Origin of the sequence: Corynebacterium stercoris (assembly GCF_024160105.1) — a bacterium.
In the GTDB taxonomy this organism is placed as follows: Bacteria; Actinomycetota; Actinomycetes; order Mycobacteriales; family Mycobacteriaceae; genus Corynebacterium; species Corynebacterium stercoris.
Genome location: NZ_JAMFTQ010000006.1, coordinates 106,468 through 125,780, shown reverse-complemented (window position 1 = coordinate 125,780; position 19,313 = coordinate 106,468). Strand labels below are relative to the sequence as shown.

Here is a 19,313-nt window from a genome sequence, read left to right as displayed (position 1 = left end):
AACACGTGCCGGCCGCGTGATGCGGTCGGACTAAAGAAAGGAAGCCACCATGGCTAAGCTCACCAAGGACGAGCTCATCGAGCAGTTCAAGGAAATGACCCTCATCGAGCTCTCCGAGTTCCTGAAGGAGTTCGAGGAGGTCTTCGACGTGACCGCTGCTGCTCCGGTTGCAGTTGCTGCAGCTCCGGGCGCTGCGGGCGGCGACGCTCCGGCTGAGGAGGAGAAGGACGAGTTCGACGTCGTTCTCGAGGCCGCTGGCGACAAGAAGATCGGCGTTATTAAGGCCGTCCGCGAGCTCGTTCCGGGTCTCGGCCTGAAGGATGCCAAGGAGATGGTTGAGGGCGCACCGAAGGCCATCCTCGAGGGCGCAAACAAGGACGATGCTGAGGCTGCCAAGACCAAGCTCGAAGAGGCTGGCGCTACCGTCACCCTCAAGTAGTCGCTTCGGCGGCCGCTCGAATGAGCACCGCGCAGCTACTACTTCCGCGACCCCGTCGCTGCACCGCTTCTCCGGTGCGGCGGCGGGTTTTCGCTTTTGGGCGCTATCCGACGTTCGCTTCATGGGCACGCAGGGCATGGCTCGTGCCTAGGCTGGGCGCATGAACACAGACATCACGCACCGCGAGACGATTGACGTGCGCAACCCGGCGACGGGGGAAACGATCGGGCAGGTGCCCAGGGGCACCGCCAACGACGTCGAAGAAGCGTTCCGCATCGCGCGCCGCGCGCAGCAACAGTGGGCGCAGACCAGCTTCCGGCACCGCCGGCACATCCTGCTGCGGTTCCATAACCTGGTGCTGGACCGCCGCGACGAGCTCATGGACCAGATCCAGGACGAGAACGGCAAGAACCGGCTCTCGGCGCTGGAAGAGGTGCTGGACGTGGCGCTCACCAGCAGGTACTACGCGTACCACGGGCCGGGGGAGGTGAAAAGGAAGCGTCGTAAAGCGCCATTGCCCGGACTGACCCGCACCTGGGAGGAGCGGCCGCCGAAAGGGGTTGTAGGGGTGATTGCGCCGTTCAATTACCCGCTCTCGCTGGCGGTGTCGGACGCGATCCCGGCGCTGATGGCTGGCAACGCGGTGGTGCTGAAGCCGGACGAGCGCACGCCGCTGTCCGCGCTGAAGGGGCGCGAGCTGCTCGTCGAGGCGGGGCTGCCGGCGGGCCTGCTGCAGGTTGTGACGGGGACGGGGGAGGAGGTCGGGCAGGCGATCGTAGAGCGCTGCGATTTCCTGATGTTTACGGGCTCGACGGCGACGGGGGAGAAGCTGGCGCAGCAGGCAGCGGCGCGACTCATCGACTTCTCGATGGAGCTGGGCGGGAAGAACCCGATGATTATCGCGCCGGACGCGCCGCTGGAGCGGGCGATCGAGGGCGCGTGGGCGGCGTGCTTCGGCAACTCGGGGCAGCTGTGCATCTCCATCGAGAGGATTTATGTGCACCGCGACGTGGCGGCGGCGTTCACGGAGGGGTTCGTGCGCAGCGTGCGCGGCATGAACGTCGGCGCCGGGCGCGAGTGGGAGCTGGACATGGGGACGCAGATTTCGGCGGAGCACACGGACAAGATTGAGGCGTACGTCCGGGACGCCCGCGAACACGGCGCGACCGTGCTCGCGGGCGGCAACCGGATCGGCTCCGCGATGTTCGAGCCGACGGTGCTCGCGGATGTCCCGCCGGCAGCGAAGCTCCACCGCGAGGAGGTGTTCGGCCCGGTGGTGTACATCGAGGTGGTGGACTCGCTCGAGGAGGCCGTGCGCAGGGCGAATGACACGGAGTACGGCCTCAACGCGTCGGTGTGGGCGGCCCCGCGCACGGCGCGCGCCATCGCAAGGCGGCTCGAAGCGGGCACGGTGAACATCAACGAGGGTTACGCCCCGGCATGGAGCGCGCTCGACGCGCCGATGGGCGGCTGGAAGCGCTCCGGCGCGGGCCGCCGCCACGGCGCGCACGGCATCACGAAGTTCACGGAGCCGCGCAACGTCACCGAGACGCGCGGCATGAACATCATGGCTAACGGCCTCCCGCGCGAGCGTCTCGCGGACGCGGCGGCGGCAGCGCTGAAATGGGGCCGGGACATCCTCCGGTAGAGTTTCCCAGCATGCAGCAACGTTCGCGGGTCCTGTCCACCCTGCTCCTCGGCCTGGGCATTGCGCTCATGGTCGGTGGTTTGGTGGCTCCGCGCTTTTTGCTTGGCGACGGCCGCCTACCCCTCTCCTTAAGCGAATCCACCTGGACGATCACCGACCCGGACGGGCTGCGCGACGGCCAGCCGGCGCCGGTGACGCACCAGCTGCACATGGAGATCCGTAACCCGTCGGATGTCGAAACCGCCAGTGTGCGCATCGGCGACACGCTGCGCGCGGGCACCGCCGGCACGGACTTCGACAACCTTGTTACCGCCTCGACCTGGGCGTACGAGCTGGACCGCGTCACCGGCGAGGCAACCGGTCCGGCCGACGTACAGCTGGTCATGGCCATGCCCGCCGCCGAAATTCCCGTCGAGGGCGCGTGGCTGAAGTTCCCGGCGAACGTGGAGCAGCGTGCGTACGACGTCTTCGACCCTGTGCTGCGGGGCGCCGCGCCGGCGCAGTTCGTCGGCGAGGAGGAGATCGCCGGCCGCACCGTATACACGTTCCGGCAGGAGATCCCGCCGACCAACATCGCCCAGCGCTACGCGGACATGCGCAACACCCTGATGGTGGAGCTTCCCGGCGACCCGGAAACCCCGGAGATCCCGGGTCCGCAGATCCGCACCTTCCTCACCCACAAGGCTGTGCGCGAGCTCAAGGTCGACCAGGTCACGGGCCTTGTCGTGGGCATCAACGAACACGTCGACGACTACTACGCGGACGCCACCGGCCGCGGCATCCGGAACATTGTGCTTTACGACGGCACCATGGACCGCGCCCAAGTCGAAACCAACGTCCAAGCGCTGGCGGGTGTGAGTTCCCAGGCCCGCTCGCAGGCCGTGACCTGGGCAGTTATGGGTCTGGGCGCGCTGTTGACCCTGCTGGGGTTGATAGGCGCGCTGCGCCGCACGCGCCGCGCGTGAGCTAGAAAGGTTGACTCGCGCGCGAGGTGTGATGGTAGGCTTCCGGCTAATCGTGACGCAGCCCGCACATGACGGCAAGGGCGGCAGTGGCGCGGTATCGGGGTGGTGCGCTGGGGGTGGCGTGGCGTGCCCTTTACTTTTCCCTGTATCTGGTATAGGCTGACTCGTTGCGCTGGAAGCCGTCTCCAGTGTGCGCGCAAACCTTGCTCGAAACGGTGCGAAGAAACCGATTTGACAAGGTGATTTTGTTGTCTCTGGGGGCGGGTATTCCGAAGCAGACCAAATGCTAATTTACCAGCGGAAATGCCGCGGATCTGTGTGCCAGAACAGATTGCGCGCGGCTTTTCGCCTTAGGTGCTGGAAGGACCCAAAACTTGGCAGTCTCAAACCAGACCATGTCAATGGCTGAAATCCCCGGGGCGCCCGAGCGTTACTCGTTCGCTAAAATTTCGGAGCCGATCACCGTCCCAGGCCTCCTCGATGTGCAGCTTGAATCCTTCGCGTGGCTTGTCGGCACGTCGGAGTGGCGCGAGCGCGAACAGCAGCTCCGCGGGGACGCAGCCCGCGTGACAAGCGGCCTCGAGGACATTTTGGAGGAGATCTCTCCGATCCAGGATTACTCGGGCAACATGAGCCTGACCCTGTCCGAGCCGCGCTTCGAGGATGTCAAGTACTCCATCGAAGAGGCCAAGGACAAGGACATCAACTACTCCGCGCCGCTGTACGTCACGGCGGAGTTCATTAACAACGACACGCAGGAGATCAAGTCCCAGACCGTGTTCATCGGCGATTTCCCGCTGATGACGGATAAGGGCACGTTCATCGTGAACGGCACCGAGCGTGTCGTCGTCTCCCAGCTCGTCCGCTCCCCGGGCGTGTACTTCGACGAGACCATCGACAAGTCCACCGAGCGCCCGCTGCACTCCGTGAAGGTGATCCCGTCCCGCGGCGCGTGGCTCGAGTTCGACGTGGATAAGCGCGACACCGTCGGTGTGCGCATCGACCGCAAGCGCCGCCAGCCGGTGACCGTGCTGCTGAAGGCCCTGGGTTGGACGACGGAGCAGATCACCGAGCGCTTCGGCTTCTCCGAGATCATGATGTCCACCCTCGAGTCGGACGGTGTGGCCAACACCGACGAGGCGCTGCTGGAGATCTACCGGAAGCAGCGTCCGGGCGAGCAGCCGACGCGCGACCTCGCGCAGTCCCTGCTCGAGAACGCCTTCTTCCGCCCGAAGCGCTACGACCTGGCCCGCGTGGGCCGCTACAAGGTCAACCGCAAGCTGGGTCTCGGCGGCGACCACGACGGTCTGATGATCCTCACCGAGGAAGACATCGCCACCACGCTCGAGTACCTGGTGCGCCTGCACGCCGGCGAGACCGAGATGACGTCCCCGACGGGCGAGATCATCCCGATCAACACCGACGACATCGACCACTTCGGCAACCGTCGCCTGCGCACTGTGGGCGAGCTGATCCAGAACCAGGTCCGCGTCGGCCTGTCCCGCATGGAGCGCGTCGTGCGCGAGCGCATGACCACCCAGGACGCGGAGTCCATCACCCCGACGTCCCTGATCAACGTGCGCCCGGTCTCCGCGGCGATCCGCGAGTTCTTCGGCACCTCCCAGCTGTCGCAGTTCATGGACCAGAACAACTCGCTGTCTGGCCTGACCCACAAGCGCCGTCTGTCCGCGCTCGGCCCGGGTGGTCTGTCCCGTGAGCGCGCCGGCATCGAGGTGCGCGACGTGCACCCGTCGCACTACGGCCGCATGTGCCCGATTGAGACGCCGGAAGGCCCGAACATCGGCCTGATCGGTGCGCTGGCGTCCTACGCCCGCGTCAACCCGTTCGGCTTCATCGAGACGCCGTACCAGAAGGTCGTCGACGGTGTCCTCACCGACCAGATCGACTACCTGACCGCCGACGAGGAGGACCGCTACGCCATCGCGCAGGCGGCGACCCCGATGGACGCGGACGGCAAGCTGGAAGGCGAGCGCATCGAGGTCCGCCTCAAGGACGGCGACATCGGCGTCGTCGGCCCGGACGGTGTCGACTACCTCGACATTTCCCCGCGCCAGATGGTGTCCGTCGCTACCGCGATGATTCCGTTCCTGGAGCACGACGATGCGAACCGCGCCCTCATGGGTGCGAACATGCAGAAGCAGGCTGTGCCGCTGCTGCGCTCCGAGGCTGCCTACGTGGCTACCGGCATGGAGCAGCGCGCTGCGTACGACGCCGGCGATACCGTCATCACCGCCAAGTCCGGTGTGGTGGAGAACGTCACCGGCGACTTCATCACCATCATGGACGATGAGGGCATTCGCGACACCTACATGCTGCGCACCTTCGAGCGCACCAACCAGGGCACCTGCTACAACCAGACTCCGATCGTCTCCGCAGGCGAGCGCGTCGAGGCCGGCCAGGTTATCGCTGACGGCCCGGGCACCAAGAACGGCGAGATGGCCCTCGGCCGCAACCTCCTCGTGGCGTTCATGCCGTGGGAGGGCCACAACTACGAGGACGCCATCATCCTCAACCAGCGCGTGGTGGAGGAGGACATCCTCACCTCCGTGCACATCGAGGAGCACGAGATTGACGCCCGAGACACCAAGCTGGGTGCCGAGGAAATCACCCGCGAGATCCCGAACGTCTCCGAGGACGTGCTGAAGGACCTCGACGAGCGCGGCATCATCCGCATCGGCGCGGACGTGCGCGACGGCGACATCCTCGTCGGCAAGGTCACCCCGAAGGGCGAGACCGAGCTGACCCCGGAGGAGCGCCTGCTGCGCGCGATCTTCGGCGAGAAGGCCCGCGAGGTGCGCGACACCTCCCTGAAGGTGCCGCACGGCGAGACCGGCAAGGTCATCGCGGTGCGCCGCTTCTCGCGCGAGGACGACGACGATTTGAGCCCGGGCGTGAACGAGATGATCCGCGTTTACGTGGCCCAGAAGCGCAAGATCCAGGACGGCGACAAGATGGCCGGCCGCCACGGCAACAAGGGTGTCGTCGGCAAGATCCTGCCGCAGGAAGACATGCCGTTCATGGCTGACGGCACCCCGGTGGACATCATCCTGAATACCCACGGCGTGCCGCGCCGCATGAACATCGGCCAGGTCCTCGAGGTGCACCTCGGCTGGCTGGCGAAGGCCGGCTGGACCGTGAACCCGGACGACCCGGCGAACGCGAAGCTCCTGGAGACCCTGCCGGAGCACCTCTACGACGTGCCGGCAGACTCGCTCACCGCAACCCCGGTGTTCGACGGTGCGACGAACGACGAGATCGCGGGCCTGCTCGCGAACTCCAAGCCGAACCGCGACGGCGACGTGATGGTGGACCAGGACGGCAAGACCATCCTGTTCGACGGCCGCTCCGGCGAGCCGTACAAGTACCCGATCTCCATCGGCTACATGTACATGCTCAAGCTGCACCACCTGGTGGACGAGAAGATCCACGCCCGTTCCACCGGCCCGTACTCCATGATTACGCAGCAGCCGCTGGGCGGTAAGGCCCAGTTCGGCGGCCAGCGTTTCGGCGAGATGGAGGTGTGGGCGATGCAGGCGTACGGCGCCGCCTACACCCTGCAGGAGCTGCTCACCATCAAGTCGGATGACGTGGTGGGCCGCGTGAAGGTCTACGAGGCCATCGTGAAGGGCGACAACATCCCGGACCCGGGCATTCCGGAGTCCTTCAAGGTGTTGCTCAAGGAGCTGCAGTCGCTCTGCCTGAACGTGGAGGTCCTCTCCACCGACGGCACCCCGATGGAGCTCGACGGCGACGACGACGAATTCGACCAGGCCGGTTCCTCGCTGGGCATCAACCTCTCGCGCGACGAGGGCTCGGCTGCGGATACGGCCTAGGCGCCAGGCAAGGCAGGCGTCGGCAAGCACTTCGCTTTTCGACGCTTGCTATGAAACGAACTTGATTTAAAAACAAACCTGAAAGGGATTTTTACGTGTTTGACGTAAACCTCTTCGACGAGCTTCGCATCGGCCTGGCAACCGCCGACGACATCCGTCGTTGGTCCCACGGCGAGGTTAAGAAGCCGGAGACCATTAACTACCGCACCCTGAAGCCGGAGAAGGACGGCCTCTTCTGCGAGCGCATCTTCGGCCCGACCCGCGACTGGGAGTGCGCCTGCGGCAAGTACAAGCGCGTGCGCTACAAGGGCATCATCTGCGAGCGCTGCGGCGTCGAGGTGACCAAGTCCAAGGTGCGCCGCGAGCGCATGGGCCACATCGAGCTGGCCGCCCCGGTGACCCACATCTGGTACTTCAAGGGTGTGCCGTCCCGCCTGGGCTACCTGCTGGACCTCGCTCCGAAGGATCTGGAGCGCATCATTTACTTCGCGGCCAACATCATCACCAGCGTTGACGATGAGGCGCGCCACAACGACATGTCCACCCTCGAGGCGGAGATGATCCTGGAGAAGAAGGAAGTCGAAGCCGACGCCAACTCCGAGATCGCCGAGCGCGCGCAGAAGCTGGAGGAAGACCTCGCCGAGCTCGAGGCCGCCGGCGCGACTGCAGCCGCCCGCAAGAAGGTGCAGCAGGCCGCGGACAAGGAGATGACCCACATCCGCGAGGCCGGCGAGCGCGAGGTTGAGCGCCTCGACGAGATCTGGACCACCTTCCAGAAGCTCGCACCGAAGCAGATGATCATCGATGAGAACCTCTACGAGGAGCTCCAGGACCGCTACGAGGACTACTTCACCGGCGGCATGGGCGCTGAGGCGATCCAGACCCTGATCCGCAACTTCGACCTCGATGCCGAGGCGGAGGAGCTGCGCGGCATCATCGCCGAGGGCAAGGGCCAGAAGAAGGTCCGCGCACTGAAGCGCCTGAAGGTTGTCGCCGCGTTCCAGCGCTCCGGCAACGACCCGGCCGGCATGATCCTGGACGCGATCCCGGTGATCCCGCCGGAGCTGCGCCCGATGGTGCAGCTCGACGGCGGCCGCTTCGCCACCTCGGACCTGAACGACCTGTACCGCCGCGTGATCAACCGCAACAACCGCCTCAAGCGCATGATCGACCTCGGCGCGCCCGAGATCATCGTGAACAACGAGAAGCGCATGCTACAGGAGTCCGTGGACGCGCTGTTCGACAACGGCCGCCGCGGCCGCCCCGTCACCGGCCCGGGCAACCGCCCGCTGAAGTCCCTGTCCGACCTGCTCAAGGGCAAGCAGGGCCGCTTCCGCCAGAACTTGCTGGGTAAGCGCGTGGACTACTCCGGCCGTTCCGTGATTATCGTCGGCCCGCAGCTCAAGCTGCACGAGTGCGGCCTGCCGAAGCTCATGGCGCTCGAGCTGTTCAAACCGTTCGTGATGAAGCGCCTGGTGGACAACGACTACGCGCAGAACATCAAGAGCGCGAAGCGCATGGTGGAGCGCCAGCGCCCCGAGGTGTGGGACGTGCTGGAAGAGGCCATTTCCGAGCACCCGGTGCTGCTGAACCGCGCGCCGACACTGCACCGCCTGGGCATCCAGGCGTTCGAGCCGAAGCTGGTCGAGGGCAAGGCCATCCAGCTGCACCCGCTGGCCTGTGAAGCGTTCAACGCAGACTTCGACGGCGACCAGATGGCTGTGCACCTGCCGCTGTCCGCCGAGGCGCAGGCCGAGGCCCGCATCCTCATGCTGTCCTCCAACAACATCCTGTCCCCGGCATCCGGCAAGCCGCTGGCCATGCCGCGCCTGGACATGGTGACCGGCCTGTACTTCCTCACCATGCTCAAGGGCGAGGACGAGATCGGCGGGGAGGGAGCTTATGCTCCCTCCGATGAGAACGGCCCGGCCCGCGGCGTGTACTCCTCCTACCGCGAGGCCATCATGGCCTACGACCGCGGCGTGCTCGGCCTCCAGGCGCCAATCCAGGTGCGCATCGACCACCTGCGCCCGACCCCGGAGATTGAGCAGGAGCAGTTCCCGGACGGCTGGACCAAGGGCCAGCCGTGGCTGACCACCACCACGCTCGGCCGCATCATGTTCAACGAGCTGCTGCCGTTCAACTTCCCGTACCAGGAAGGTGCGATGGTGCGTAAGGGCGGCGGCTCCGGCAAGGTGCTGCTCGGCGACATCATCCAGTCCATGGTGGAGAAGTACCCGATGATCACCGTGGCGCAGGTCCTGGACAAGATGAAGGACGCCGGCTTCTACTGGGCGACCCGTTCCGGCGTGACCATCTCCATGTCCGACGTGCTGGTGCTCCCGAACAAGACCGAGGTCTTGGAGGAGTACGAGCGTGAGGCCGAGGAGATCGAGCGCAAGTTCTGGGAGAAGGGTGCGCTGACGGAGGAGAACCGTTACGACCGTCTCGTGGAGCTGTGGCAGGACGCCACCAACAAGGTGGGCCAGGCCGTGGAGGACCTGTACCCGGACGACAACCCGATTCCGATGATCGTGAAGTCCGGTGCTGCCGGTAACATGCGCCAAATTTGGACCCTGGCCGGCATGAAGGGCATGGTTGTGAACTCCCGCGGCGAGTACATCACCCGCCCGATCAAGACCTCCTTCCGCGAGGGCCTGACCGTGATGGAGTACTTCAACAACTCCCACGGTTCCCGCAAGGGCCTGGCCGATACCGCGCTGCGTACCGCGGACTCCGGCTACCTCACCCGCCGTCTGGTGGATGTGGCGCAGGACGTCATTGTCCGCGAGGACGACTGCGGCACCCACCAGGGTGTCAAGGTGCCCGTCGCTGTCGAGGGCACCGCCGGTGTCTTCCGCCGCCACGACCTGGTGGAGACCTCCGTCTCCGGCCGCGTGCTCGCGGCGGATGCGAAGGATGCCGAGGGCACCGTGGTGCTCGAGGCCGGCACCGAGCTCTCCGAGGAGCGTATCGACGCTCTCGTGGCAGCCGGCGTCACCGAGGTCAAGGTGCGCTCCGTGCTCACTTGCCAGACCCCGACCGGTGTCTGCGCGAAGTGCTACGGCAAGTCCATGGCCTCCGGCCAGCTGGTGGACATCGGCGAGGCCGTGGGCATCGTCGCCGCCCAGTCCATTGGTGAGCCGGGTACCCAGCTGACCATGCGTACCTTCCACCAGGGTGGTGTCGGCGGCGACATTACCGGTGGTCTGCCGCGTGTGCAGGAGCTGTTCGAGGCCCGCGTGCCGAAGAACCGCGCCCCGATCGCGTCGGTTGCCGGCACGATCACGCTGGAGGACGAGGGCAACTTCTGGACGCTAACGATCCACCCGGACGACGGCTCCGACGACGTTGTGTACGAGAAGCTGTCCAAGCGCCAGGGCCTGGCTCAGGTGCGCCGCCCGATGGAGTCCAACCCGGACGCGATGATCGAGCGCTCCCTGCGCGAGGGCGACCACGTTGAGGTGGGCGAGCGTCTGCTCCGCGGCGCTGCCGACCCGCACGACGTGCTCGAGGTGCTCGGCCGCCGCGGCGTGGAGAAGCACCTGATCAACGAGGTGCAGGCCGTGTACCGCACCCAGGGTGTGTCCATCCACGACAAGCACATCGAGATCATCATCCGCCAGATGCTGCGCCGCGGCACCGTGATCGATTCGGGCACCACCGAGTTCCTCCCGGGCACCCTGGTGGACCTCGCGGAGGCCCGCCAGGTCAACGCGGCGGCGGTCGCGGACGGCGGCGAGCCGGCCGAGATGCGCTCCGAGATTATGGGTATCACCAAGGCGTCGCTGGCCACCGAGTCCTGGCTGTCCGCGGCTTCCTTCCAGGAGACCACCCGCGTGCTCACGGACGCCGCAATCAACAAGCGCTCCGACAAGCTCATCGGCCTGAAGGAGAACGTGATCATCGGTAAGTTGATCCCGGCTGGCACCGGTATCTCCCGTTACCGCAACATCCAGGTCAAGCCGACCGAGGCGGCCCGTTCTGCGGCCTACTCGATCCCGAGCTTCGGCGATTCCATCTACGGCGACGAGGGCTACGGCGAATTCACCGGCGCCTCCGTCCCGCTGGATGAGTACGGCTTCGACATGTAAGCACCCGCCAGTCCTGCTGGCGTAGCTTGGTCTGCGCGATAAGCCCGGCCCCGTTTCTCACGGTGGCCGGGCATTTCGCTTTCCGACGTAGGGTTCCTACCCGAACGTCAGCGAGTACAGCTGCACACCTGCAGTGGGGGTGATGCGCAGGATGCCTTCGCTCGGAGTGTCATCTTTGAGCAGGTCGATGGATCCGTCGCCCACCTCGAAAGTTGTCGAGGTACCGTCCGGATATTCCACCTTCACCTCGCCGCTGCCGGAGACGACGAGCTGCACCCACTTGGCGTAATAGTTCACCTCGAGGTAGCCGCCGTCGGCGCGGATCGATTCCGGTGCCAGCTCCCATACGCCACTCAGCGCGAAGGTGCCGCGCTCCGGTTCAGGCTGCGCGTCGAATGCGTGCCGCCCCGGGGTGTAGCCGCTCTGCGCGGTGTAGTGCGCGCGCTGCGTGCCGAGGTAGGTTTCGGGGTTGCGTCCCGATACGGAAGTGCTCTTCGCCTCCTGCTCGACGGGCTCGGGCAGGCGTACCGACGGATCCTTTTCCAGGAGCAGCTCGCGGATCAGCCGCTCGGTTTCGGCGTAGGAGCCTTCGCCCTCCACGATGCTGCGCACGTTGCCGTGCTGGTCCACCAGGTAGCGGGCGGGCCAGTACCGGTTGCCGTAGTTGCGCCACGTGCGGAAATCGTTGTCCTGCGCCACGGGGTAGTGGATGCCTTCCTTCTCTACCGCGCGCTTGACGTTGGCTAGCTCGTGCTCGAAGCCGTACTCGGGGGCGTGGACGCCGACGACTTTGAGGCCGGCGTCTCTGTAAGCGTCGTAAAGTGCGGTGATGTGCTCCCCGGCACGCTGGCAGTTGATGCAGGCGTAGGCCCAGAAATCCACGAGCGTGACAGTGCCGTCCTGCGGTGTCGGGCCGGCGTCGGGGGAGTCGGTGTTGATCCAGTTTTCGAGGCCCTCGAACTCCGGCGCCGAGCCGCAGTCCTGCAGCTTGCCGGGGTCGGCGCCGCGGCAGTGCTCGAGGCTGCCGTCGCGCGAGCCGACCTGCTTGAGCGCGTTGGACGTGAGCTCCGAATTCTCGAAGCGGGTGGACACTGCCTGGGTCCAGTTCGGCAGCGCGCGCTGGATGGCGGCGGGCGCGTTGAGTGCGAGCGCCAGGGTGAAGACGAGGATGATCACGCCCACCCCGCGCCGGTGCCGCTGCACCACGTCGACTTTCTCGCCGATCTTGGTGCCAGCGAGCGCGAAGAAGAACAGCGGCAGTGCGGAGCCGACCGCGAAGGCGAAGGTGAGCGCCACGGTGTTCCACCCGATCTCGCCCGTGCTGCCCGCGACGGTCACCGCCGCCAGCACGGGGCCAGCGCACGGCACGTACACCGCGCCGAGTGCCAGGCCGATCAGGAAGCCTCCCTTGTTCTTCGCCTTCTGCTGCAGGGCAGTGGGGCGGGGCAGCGCGTCGAAGGGTTTCTGCAGGGCGTCGCCTACCGACGGCACGATCATGCCCACGCCCACCAGCGCCAGCATCACAATGCCGGCCCAGCGCAGCAGAGATTGGGGCAGGTGGAGCAGCCCCAGGATGAGCGAGCCGAGCAGGGCGATGGCGGCGAAGCTGACAACTAGGCCGCCGACGACGTGCGAGGGTTTGCGGCCTACGCTGACGCTGAGCACCACCGGCAGCACCGGCAAAATGCAGGGGGAGAGGCCGGTGAGGATGCCTCCCACCAGGCCGACAATGATCACGCTAAGCACGTGTGACCTCCAGACGTGTGAATCTCCGCACCGCGCGCCGTCCGCATACGGCAGCGGGGTGCCTTCTGCCCGGAACTACGGAGATGGCGGCCCCGGCGGATTGGCCGGACTTGCTCCAATCCGTTTTCGGGGGCTGCTCCGTAGGTACTGATAACTGGCCGGGGAAGGTCCCCGACAGGAAAGGAGATTCACATGTCTTTCACCCGCACCACCTCCAAGGCGCGCCTCTTCGCCGCAGCCACCGCGCTGGTTGCCGGCGCCGCCGGACTCGCAGCGTGCGACGATTCCGGTTCGTCCAAGGGCACCTCCGAGATGATGTCCCCGTCCTCCGCGATGATGAGCAGCGAGATGATGGAGCCTTCCGACAAGATGGAGCCGTCGGACGCGATGATGAGCAGCGAGATGATGGAGCCTTCCGACAAGATGGAGCCGTCGGACGCGATGATGAGCACCGAGCCCTCTAAGTAATGAGGTGAGTGGCCGGTGCGGCTGGTGTTAGATTTGGTGGCCGTGGATTTTGACCGACTTCTCGTCTCCGTGGGCGCAGGCGACCAGCACGCGTTCAGCCGGCTGTACGACGAACTCGCCCCGAACGTCCTCGGTTTGGCCACGCACATCCTGCGCGATTCCGCCCAAGCGGAAGAAGTCACGCAGGAAGTGTTCGTGGAACTGTGGCAAAACGCCGCCAAATTCGACCCGGCGCGCGGCAGCGCCAAATCATGGGTGCTGCGGCTGGCCAAGTTGCGCGCCATCGACAGGTTGCGGAGCTGGCGAAGTGCCCAAGCCCGCGACCAAGAGGACTTCCTCCAGCAGCAGACAACCTGGGTGGCTCCCGCTGAAGACGAGGCCGCGCAACGGCTAGAGTCTGAAGCATTGCAGGAGCTCATCGACTCCATCGGTGAACCGCACCGCAGCGCGCTCATGCTCGCCTACTTCGGCGAGCTGACGCACAAGGAGATCGCGGATGTCACCGGAGTCGCCCTGGGCACTGCGAAAACCCGGGTCCGAGACGGACTGAACAAACTGCGTCAGGCCGTGCAAGTGAAGGGAGGGCTGTGATGGATCCCCAGCGTGACCGCGAATTGGACGACATCTTCAACGCCGCCGCGACGCCCATCGCGCCCCCGCCGGCCTTGAAGGACTCGATTCTGCGGCAGATCGCCGAGACGCCGCAGGTAGCGGAGGCGCGGGAAGAAGCGGACGTCGTCAGTCTCGGCGCTGCCCGCGACAAGCGCGAGCCGCACACGCAGTGGTGGGTAGCTGCGGCTGCGGGCGTGGCAATCTTCGCCGGTGTCGGTGGCGCTGCCCTGTACTGGGGCGGCGCGAGCGAAACCCAGACTGTCACCGCGGCCGGCGTCGAGGAGATGCACACTGTGATGGACGCGCCGGATGCGCGCCAGGGGCAAACCGAGGCGATGGGCGCCACCCTTGATATCGCGCTGAGCAGCAGCATGAGCAAGGGCGGCGCGATGGTCAACGGCCAGCCCGCACTTGCCGACGGCATGGGGGCTCAAGTGTGGGCTGTCATGCCGGATGGCGCGATGATGTCCGCCGGCGTGATTGGGCAGGAACCGCACGACGACGTATGGATGCCGCTGCCCGGCGACACCACCGAGGTGGTTGTCACCGAAGAGGTGGAGGCCGGTGCGGAAACACCCAGCGGGCCGGTGCTTGCGCGGGTGAGCCTGTAAACGCCTAAACGCGCTTGATCTCCACGCCGCCCATGAGGGCAAGCCCTCGCACGCGCACCACTGGCGCGTCCGGCGGGAGCTGCTCGCCCGGGTTGCCGGTGATGCCGAAGCCGCCCATGATGCCGAAGCCGTCATCCACGACGCGGACATCCTCCGGCACGATGATCTCGATGCCGCCCATCACCGCGATCGCGTGGATGACCGTCTCCTGCGCGGACAAACGTGCGCGGGTGAGGTCGAGGGTGTTGCCGCCCATCACCGCGATGGAGGTGTGGGATGGGGCGACGTGCCAGTCGCCGCGCTTCTCCACCTCGCCCATGATGGAGAAGGAAGAGCTGGATCCGCCCGGCTCGCCTGTGACACGCGCCGGTGCGCCGGTGCGCGGTGCGGCCACGTCGCGGGGGCCGTGGCGCACGACGGAGGAGGATGCCGGCGGCGCGACGGGGGAGAGGTCCGCAGTGAGTGGGGCGAGCTCGTCCACGAAGGTTGCGGCCCAGAGCTGGTGGCTGCGCTCGTCGAACTCGGTGATAGTGAGCTGCCCGTCGGCGAGGGCGTCTTTGAGCATTTCGGCGACACGGTCCCGGTCGGCGTTGCCGGCGCGCTTGCGGGGCGGGGTGGCGTTATCCATGCGGCCAGCGTACGTCAGAAAAGACCCGGGCGAAGCGGGCCAAAGTCTGCTTAAAATTCAGCTGTGAGCGACACATCGCCCCAGCACGCTGCGGCACGAAGCCGGCCGACGAGGGATTTCTTCGCGTCCGTCGCCGGCGATCTCGCCACGCGCACGAACATGACGCTCGCCGCGCTGTTGGCCGTCGCTGGCATCACTGGCTTGAGCGGCGGCTTCGACGAGGCGGAGCCGGAGGGGCTCGTCGCCGCCACAGCGCTGTCGGGGGAGCGTCCCCTCGCGGAGCCGATCGAGGTGGAGGCGGCACCTTTCGAAATCGCGATCCGCCGCACCTACGTCGTCGACGGCGCCCGGGTCGTCGAGATGCAGGTGACCAACACCGCGTCCCGGCCCGTTTCGGCGCCGCGCATGCTCACAGCGTTCGCGCTCCAGGATTCGACCCTGCCCGCGGACGCACTGCCGCGCTTCGGCAAGATCAACCACCGCCTGACCGGGACGGATCCGCTCACCGAAGTGCCCTTCGCCGGCCTGGTCGCGCCAAACCCCGGCGTGCCGCTCGACATGGCGGTGATCTTCACCGATCCGCTCGACGACCCCGCCGCAGCGGGAACGGCGGCGCGCGCGGACACGCTGGTCATCTCTGAGCTGGAGTACCGTACTTCCATCCTCGACGGCTCTAAGTCCTGGCTCCTCGGCGACCCGGTTGCGGAGGTGACGTTGCGGTGAAGATTGATCGTCGATTAGCAACGGCTGCGGCGACGCTCGCGCTGCTCAGCCTCGGCGTGTTCGTGCGCGGGCAGCTGCCCAGCGCGAACGACCTGGTCTTCGCCCCCTTCGAGTACGGCGGCGATGCGCAGCTGATCGGCAAAGTGGACAACGTGCGCGCCACCGTGGCTGACGAGGTCAACGGCGTGCCGACGCACGCAGCGTGGGTCGTGGTGGATTTCGACTACACCCCGGACTCGCTGATCTCCCTGCAAGGCGAGATCGAGGCCGCCGACGGCACGCTCTACGCCTCCGAGAACGAGATGCTGTTGTCCTGCGGCACCCGCTACACGGGGTTGCGCACGCAGTGCACGCTGGTCTTCGAGATGCCCGCGGAGCAGCTCGACGGCGCGCGGCTGGTGATCGGCCCGCCGGCGACCCAAATGGCGCCGCAAGCCATCGTCCCCGTCGCCGGAGCTGCAGTGTTGCCCAAGGTCACGCGGGAGGAGGTCACGCTATGAAACCCGCCTGGTCCCTCACTGCTGTCCTCGCCGTCGGGGCGCTCGCGCTCGCGTCGTCGCAGCCCTACTTCACGCTCTACCGCCCCTGGGCGTGGACGAGCGAGCGGACGCTCGAAGCCGGCGCCGCGGGCGAATTCAGCCTCCCCATGCCGGAAGCAGCGGGTGCGGCGCACGCCGCATCCGTCGAGGTCGTGGGCTTTCAAATGCTTGACGACGAGCAGGAGCAGCGCATCGGCATCCACGCACCCGAGGGATTCGAGACCTGGCTGGTCATGACCCAGTGGAGCGCGCCCGCCGACGCCGTCCTGGTGCGCTGCCGCATGTGGGCCACCGGCTCCGACGGCCGCGAATACCACCTGACCGACGGCATCTTCGGCGACGCGGGCATGATCGCCGACCTCAGCCAGTCCTCCGCCTGCACCCCGCCCGCCGAGCAGGGGCCGGCCTATGACGCCCTCGAGAGCAAGGTCATGCCCGGCACGCCGCGGCCGGAGAGCTGGCGGAAGATCACCCCGGTGGCCATGCCGGCAGGCGTGCAGCCCGCCGAGCTGCATCTGGGCTGGGAAGAGCCGCGTTACGTCACCTTGGTGCTGCCGGAACCCGCCGAGTTCGTCGACTCGCCGCCGCCCGCCCCGGCGTAGGAGTGGCGCAGGAAGAAATCGAGGGCTGAGGCGATGAGGCAAACCACCACCAGCAGGTAGGCGGCCCGCGCCGTGACCAGGATGTACGAGGCTACGACCTCGCTCATGATGATGTCCTGGGGCCCGGCGATCAAGCGCCCGAGCTGCACCACGCCGAGTTCGACACCGGTGGCCAGCATGAAAATCACGCAGAAGATGGTCATCGGCACCAAACCTGCGCGCGCCAGGGTGCGCAGCCCCTTCCACGTGGTCTTCAGCGGCCCCGCGACCGGCTGGAGCGCCTCGTCGACGGCGTGCTTCGCCTCCTGCTTGGCGGCGCTCTTGAAGTGCCGGCGCACCCGCACGCTCGCACCCTCGGGCACGACCTCTTCCGCCGCAGCCTCTTCCGCTGCGGCCTCTTCGGGTTCGGCCTTCTCCTCGGCCTGCTTGGCCGCCAGCGAGGTGCCGAACACGACGGCGCCGAGCGTGAGCCACGCAATCGGGATTGTGACCAGCTGGTTGAACGCCGGGAGCGTGTTCGACAGCCAGTTCCACGCATCCGCGACAAAGCCGGCCGAATCCTCGATCCCCGTTCGCACGTCCTCGTAGCGGTGGTATGCAGGCGCGATGCTTTGCCTGGTGAGTGCCCAGGATTGAACGTCGGCAAGCTTGTTTGTGAGGAACACGGATACCGTGGACATCCACAGCACCTCGAGATACGCGGCGAAGTACGTGAACCCGAGACCCCGCTCGGCGAGCGCGAAGTACCCCACGATCTTGCGCAGCACAATCGTGCCGACGATCAACCCGATCAGTGCCGCGGTTGAATCGACGAACGCGCGGGAGAAGTCCGCGTTGAAGCCCTGGTTCTGGATCTCGTCCACCGTCGCGGCCCGGCGGAACGCGGCAAGGTCCTCCTTCAGCATGCCGTGGGTGGCATAGACAGTGAGGAATGACACGAGCATGCCGCCGGCGGTGAGGAGGCGCACCTTCGGCGAGGTTTCGGAGCGGTCTGGAAACGTCGCAGCGAGGAACGGCAGGGAGGGGCGCAGCAGCCACAGGCTGAAAATTAACGCGACCATCACGCACAGCGGCGCGAGCGGCATGACGAGGCTGGCGGCGAAGCTGGAGAAACTGGACAGCCACACCGCCAGCCAGATCGCGGCTTGGCGGCCGGCGAGGCCGAAGCAGATCACCGTGACAAGCTGGGGGAGGTGGCGAAGCAGCAGTGTCAGCGCGCGGCCCGGGATGATCGCGGATTCCGCGGCCAGGTCGCGCAGTGGTTGGAGCTCGGCGCCCGCGCGTACGGTCATAGGCAGCAGTGTAAAGGAGCAGTTTGCTTTCCGACGTCCGCCCGGTGTACATTGACCGAGGTTTCGTCCGTGCGTTCATGCACGGTGCGAAGTTATCGAACTCCATGCGACCACTGGTCAGCGCGGTTGTTCATGCACACGGCAGGGCCCCGGAAGGAAAGAGCCCCCATTTTTGCATGTATGGCCACGTTTTGTCCCGTCGCACGACAAGAAAGAGCGTGAATGCCTACTATTCAGCAGCTGGTCCGCAAGGGCCGCCACGATAAGAAGAGCAAGGTCGCTACGGCCGCCCTCAAGGGTTCCCCGCAGCGCCGCGGCGTGTGCACCCGCGTGTACACCACCACCCCGAAGAAGCCGAACTCCGCACTGCGCAAGGTCGCGCGTGTGCGCCTGACCTCCGGCATCGAGGTCTCCGCCTACATTCCGGGCGAGGGCCACAACCTCCAGGAGCACTCCATGGTGCTCGTGCGCGGCGGCCGTGTGAAGGACCTGCCGGGCGTGCGTTACAAGATCATCCGCGGCGCGCTGGATACCCAGGGCGTGAAGGACCGCAAGCAGGCTCGCTCCCGTTACGGCGCGAAGAAGGGACAGTAAAGAACAATGCGTAAGCAGAAGGCCCCCGAGCGTCCCGTAGTTAAGGACCCGGTTTACAACTCCGAGCTGGTGACCCAGCTGGTGAACAAGATCCTGCAGGACGGCAAGAAGTCCACCGCAGAGCGCATCGTCTACGGCGCACTCGAGATGTGCCGCGAGAAGACCGGCACCGACCCGGTCGGCACCCTCGAGAAGGCCCTGGGCAACATCCGCCCGGACCTCGAGGTGCGTTCCCGCCGCGTGGGTGGTGCTACCTACCAGGTGCCGGTGAAGGTTGAGCCGTCCCGCTCCAACACCCTCGCACTGCGCTGGATGGTGACCTTCACCCGCCAGCGTCGCGAGAACTCCATGATGGAGCGCCTCGCAAACGAGATCCTGGATGCATCCAACGGCCTCGGCGCTTCCGTGAAGCGCCGCGAGGACACCCACAAGATGGCTGAGGCCAACCGCGCCTTCGCCCACTACCGCTGGTAGTTCTCCGCGCTATGGAGCCAGACC

At 66.4% G+C, this 19,313-nt stretch carries 16 protein-coding genes; 13 read left to right on the top strand and 3 right to left on the bottom strand.

The window, feature by feature from the left end; all coding sequences use genetic code 11:
• The first annotated feature begins 49 nt into the window (after positions 1-49).
• The 5 genes from rplL to M5J20_RS06760 all read left to right on the top strand — a co-directional run bounded on the left by rplL (position 50) and on the right by M5J20_RS06760 (position 11,000).
• Positions 50-439 (top strand): 50S ribosomal protein L7/L12, encoded by a 390-nt coding sequence (gene rplL / locus M5J20_RS06780; protein WP_253577835.1) that lies wholly within the window; start codon positions 50-52, stop codon positions 437-439.
• 160 nt (positions 440-599) lie between these two features.
• Complete coding sequence (locus M5J20_RS06775; RefSeq protein ID WP_253577833.1) at positions 600-2,087, top strand: succinic semialdehyde dehydrogenase; 1,488 nt, start codon at positions 600-602, stop codon at positions 2,085-2,087.
• Between the two features lie 11 nt (positions 2,088-2,098).
• The gene (gene pgfA / locus M5J20_RS06770; protein ID WP_253577831.1) at positions 2,099-3,052 is read left to right on the top strand and encodes a cell envelope lipid trafficking protein PgfA; all 954 of its coding nucleotides are present in this window, start codon (positions 2,099-2,101) and stop codon (positions 3,050-3,052) included.
• A 374-nt stretch (positions 3,053-3,426) separates the two neighbouring features.
• Positions 3,427-6,906 carry a DNA-directed RNA polymerase subunit beta gene (gene rpoB / locus M5J20_RS06765; protein WP_367614910.1) on the top strand — a complete coding sequence of 1,160 codons (3,480 nt, stop codon included), beginning with the start codon at positions 3,427-3,429 and terminating at the stop codon, positions 6,904-6,906.
• 95 nt (positions 6,907-7,001) lie between these two features.
• A complete protein-coding gene (locus M5J20_RS06760) occupies positions 7,002-11,000 on the top strand; it encodes a DNA-directed RNA polymerase subunit beta' (protein ID WP_253577828.1) in 3,999 nt (1,332 codons plus the stop codon).
• A gap of 96 nt (positions 11,001-11,096) precedes the next feature.
• On the opposite strand, the gene M5J20_RS06755 is transcribed toward M5J20_RS06760, so the two are convergent.
• Positions 11,097-12,746: a cytochrome c biogenesis protein CcdA gene (locus tag M5J20_RS06755; RefSeq protein ID WP_253577826.1), complete on the bottom strand. Its 1,650-nt coding sequence runs from the start codon at positions 12,744-12,746 to the stop codon at positions 11,097-11,099.
• A gap of 192 nt (positions 12,747-12,938) precedes the next feature.
• Here M5J20_RS06755 and M5J20_RS06750 point away from each other — a divergent pair, with 192 nt between their 5' ends.
• The 3 genes from M5J20_RS06750 to M5J20_RS06740 are packed head-to-tail and all read left to right on the top strand — an operon-like array spanning position 12,939 to position 14,437.
• Positions 12,939-13,214 carry a hypothetical protein gene (locus M5J20_RS06750; protein ID WP_253577824.1) on the top strand — a complete coding sequence of 92 codons (276 nt, stop codon included), beginning with the start codon at positions 12,939-12,941 and terminating at the stop codon, positions 13,212-13,214.
• Between the two features lie 42 nt (positions 13,215-13,256).
• Positions 13,257-13,805 (top strand): sigma-70 family RNA polymerase sigma factor, encoded by a 549-nt coding sequence (locus M5J20_RS06745; RefSeq protein ID WP_253577822.1) that lies wholly within the window; start codon positions 13,257-13,259, stop codon positions 13,803-13,805.
• Positions 13,805-14,437 (top strand): anti-sigma factor, encoded by a 633-nt coding sequence (locus M5J20_RS06740; protein WP_253577819.1) that lies wholly within the window; start codon positions 13,805-13,807, stop codon positions 14,435-14,437. Before M5J20_RS06745 ends, M5J20_RS06740 begins: the two co-directional genes overlap by 1 nt.
• A gap of 4 nt (positions 14,438-14,441) precedes the next feature.
• On the opposite strand, the gene M5J20_RS06735 is transcribed toward M5J20_RS06740, so the two are convergent.
• Complete coding sequence (locus M5J20_RS06735; RefSeq protein WP_253577817.1) at positions 14,442-15,065, bottom strand: DUF1707 SHOCT-like domain-containing protein; 624 nt, start codon at positions 15,063-15,065, stop codon at positions 14,442-14,444.
• A 63-nt stretch (positions 15,066-15,128) separates the two neighbouring features.
• Between M5J20_RS06735 and M5J20_RS06730 the strand changes: the two genes are divergently transcribed.
• Genes M5J20_RS06730 through M5J20_RS06720 form a run of 3 tightly spaced genes read left to right on the top strand, consistent with a single transcriptional unit; the run spans position 15,129 to position 16,929 of the window.
• Positions 15,129-15,788, top strand: coding sequence for a hypothetical protein (locus tag M5J20_RS06730; protein ID WP_253577815.1), 660 nt, complete (start codon positions 15,129-15,131; stop codon positions 15,786-15,788).
• Complete coding sequence (locus M5J20_RS06725) at positions 15,785-16,288, top strand: hypothetical protein (RefSeq protein WP_253577813.1); 504 nt, start codon at positions 15,785-15,787, stop codon at positions 16,286-16,288. The genes M5J20_RS06730 and M5J20_RS06725 overlap by 4 nt, the downstream gene beginning before the upstream one ends.
• Positions 16,285-16,929: a hypothetical protein gene (locus M5J20_RS06720; protein WP_253577811.1), complete on the top strand. Its 645-nt coding sequence runs from the start codon at positions 16,285-16,287 to the stop codon at positions 16,927-16,929. Before M5J20_RS06725 ends, M5J20_RS06720 begins: the two co-directional genes overlap by 4 nt.
• Here the strand turns inward: M5J20_RS06720 and M5J20_RS06715 are convergent.
• Positions 16,863-18,221, bottom strand: coding sequence for a hypothetical protein (locus M5J20_RS06715; RefSeq protein WP_253577810.1), 1,359 nt, complete (start codon positions 18,219-18,221; stop codon positions 16,863-16,865). The genes M5J20_RS06720 and M5J20_RS06715 overlap by 67 nt on opposite strands.
• Before the next feature lie 222 nt (positions 18,222-18,443).
• Between M5J20_RS06715 and rpsL the strand changes: the two genes are divergently transcribed.
• Positions 18,444-18,815 carry a 30S ribosomal protein S12 gene (rpsL, locus tag M5J20_RS06710; RefSeq protein WP_253577808.1) on the top strand — a complete coding sequence of 124 codons (372 nt, stop codon included), beginning with the start codon at positions 18,444-18,446 and terminating at the stop codon, positions 18,813-18,815.
• 6 nt (positions 18,816-18,821) lie between these two features.
• The gene (gene rpsG / locus M5J20_RS06705) at positions 18,822-19,289 is read left to right on the top strand and encodes a 30S ribosomal protein S7 (protein ID WP_253577806.1); all 468 of its coding nucleotides are present in this window, start codon (positions 18,822-18,824) and stop codon (positions 19,287-19,289) included.
• Positions 19,290-19,313: the final 24 nt, after the last annotated feature.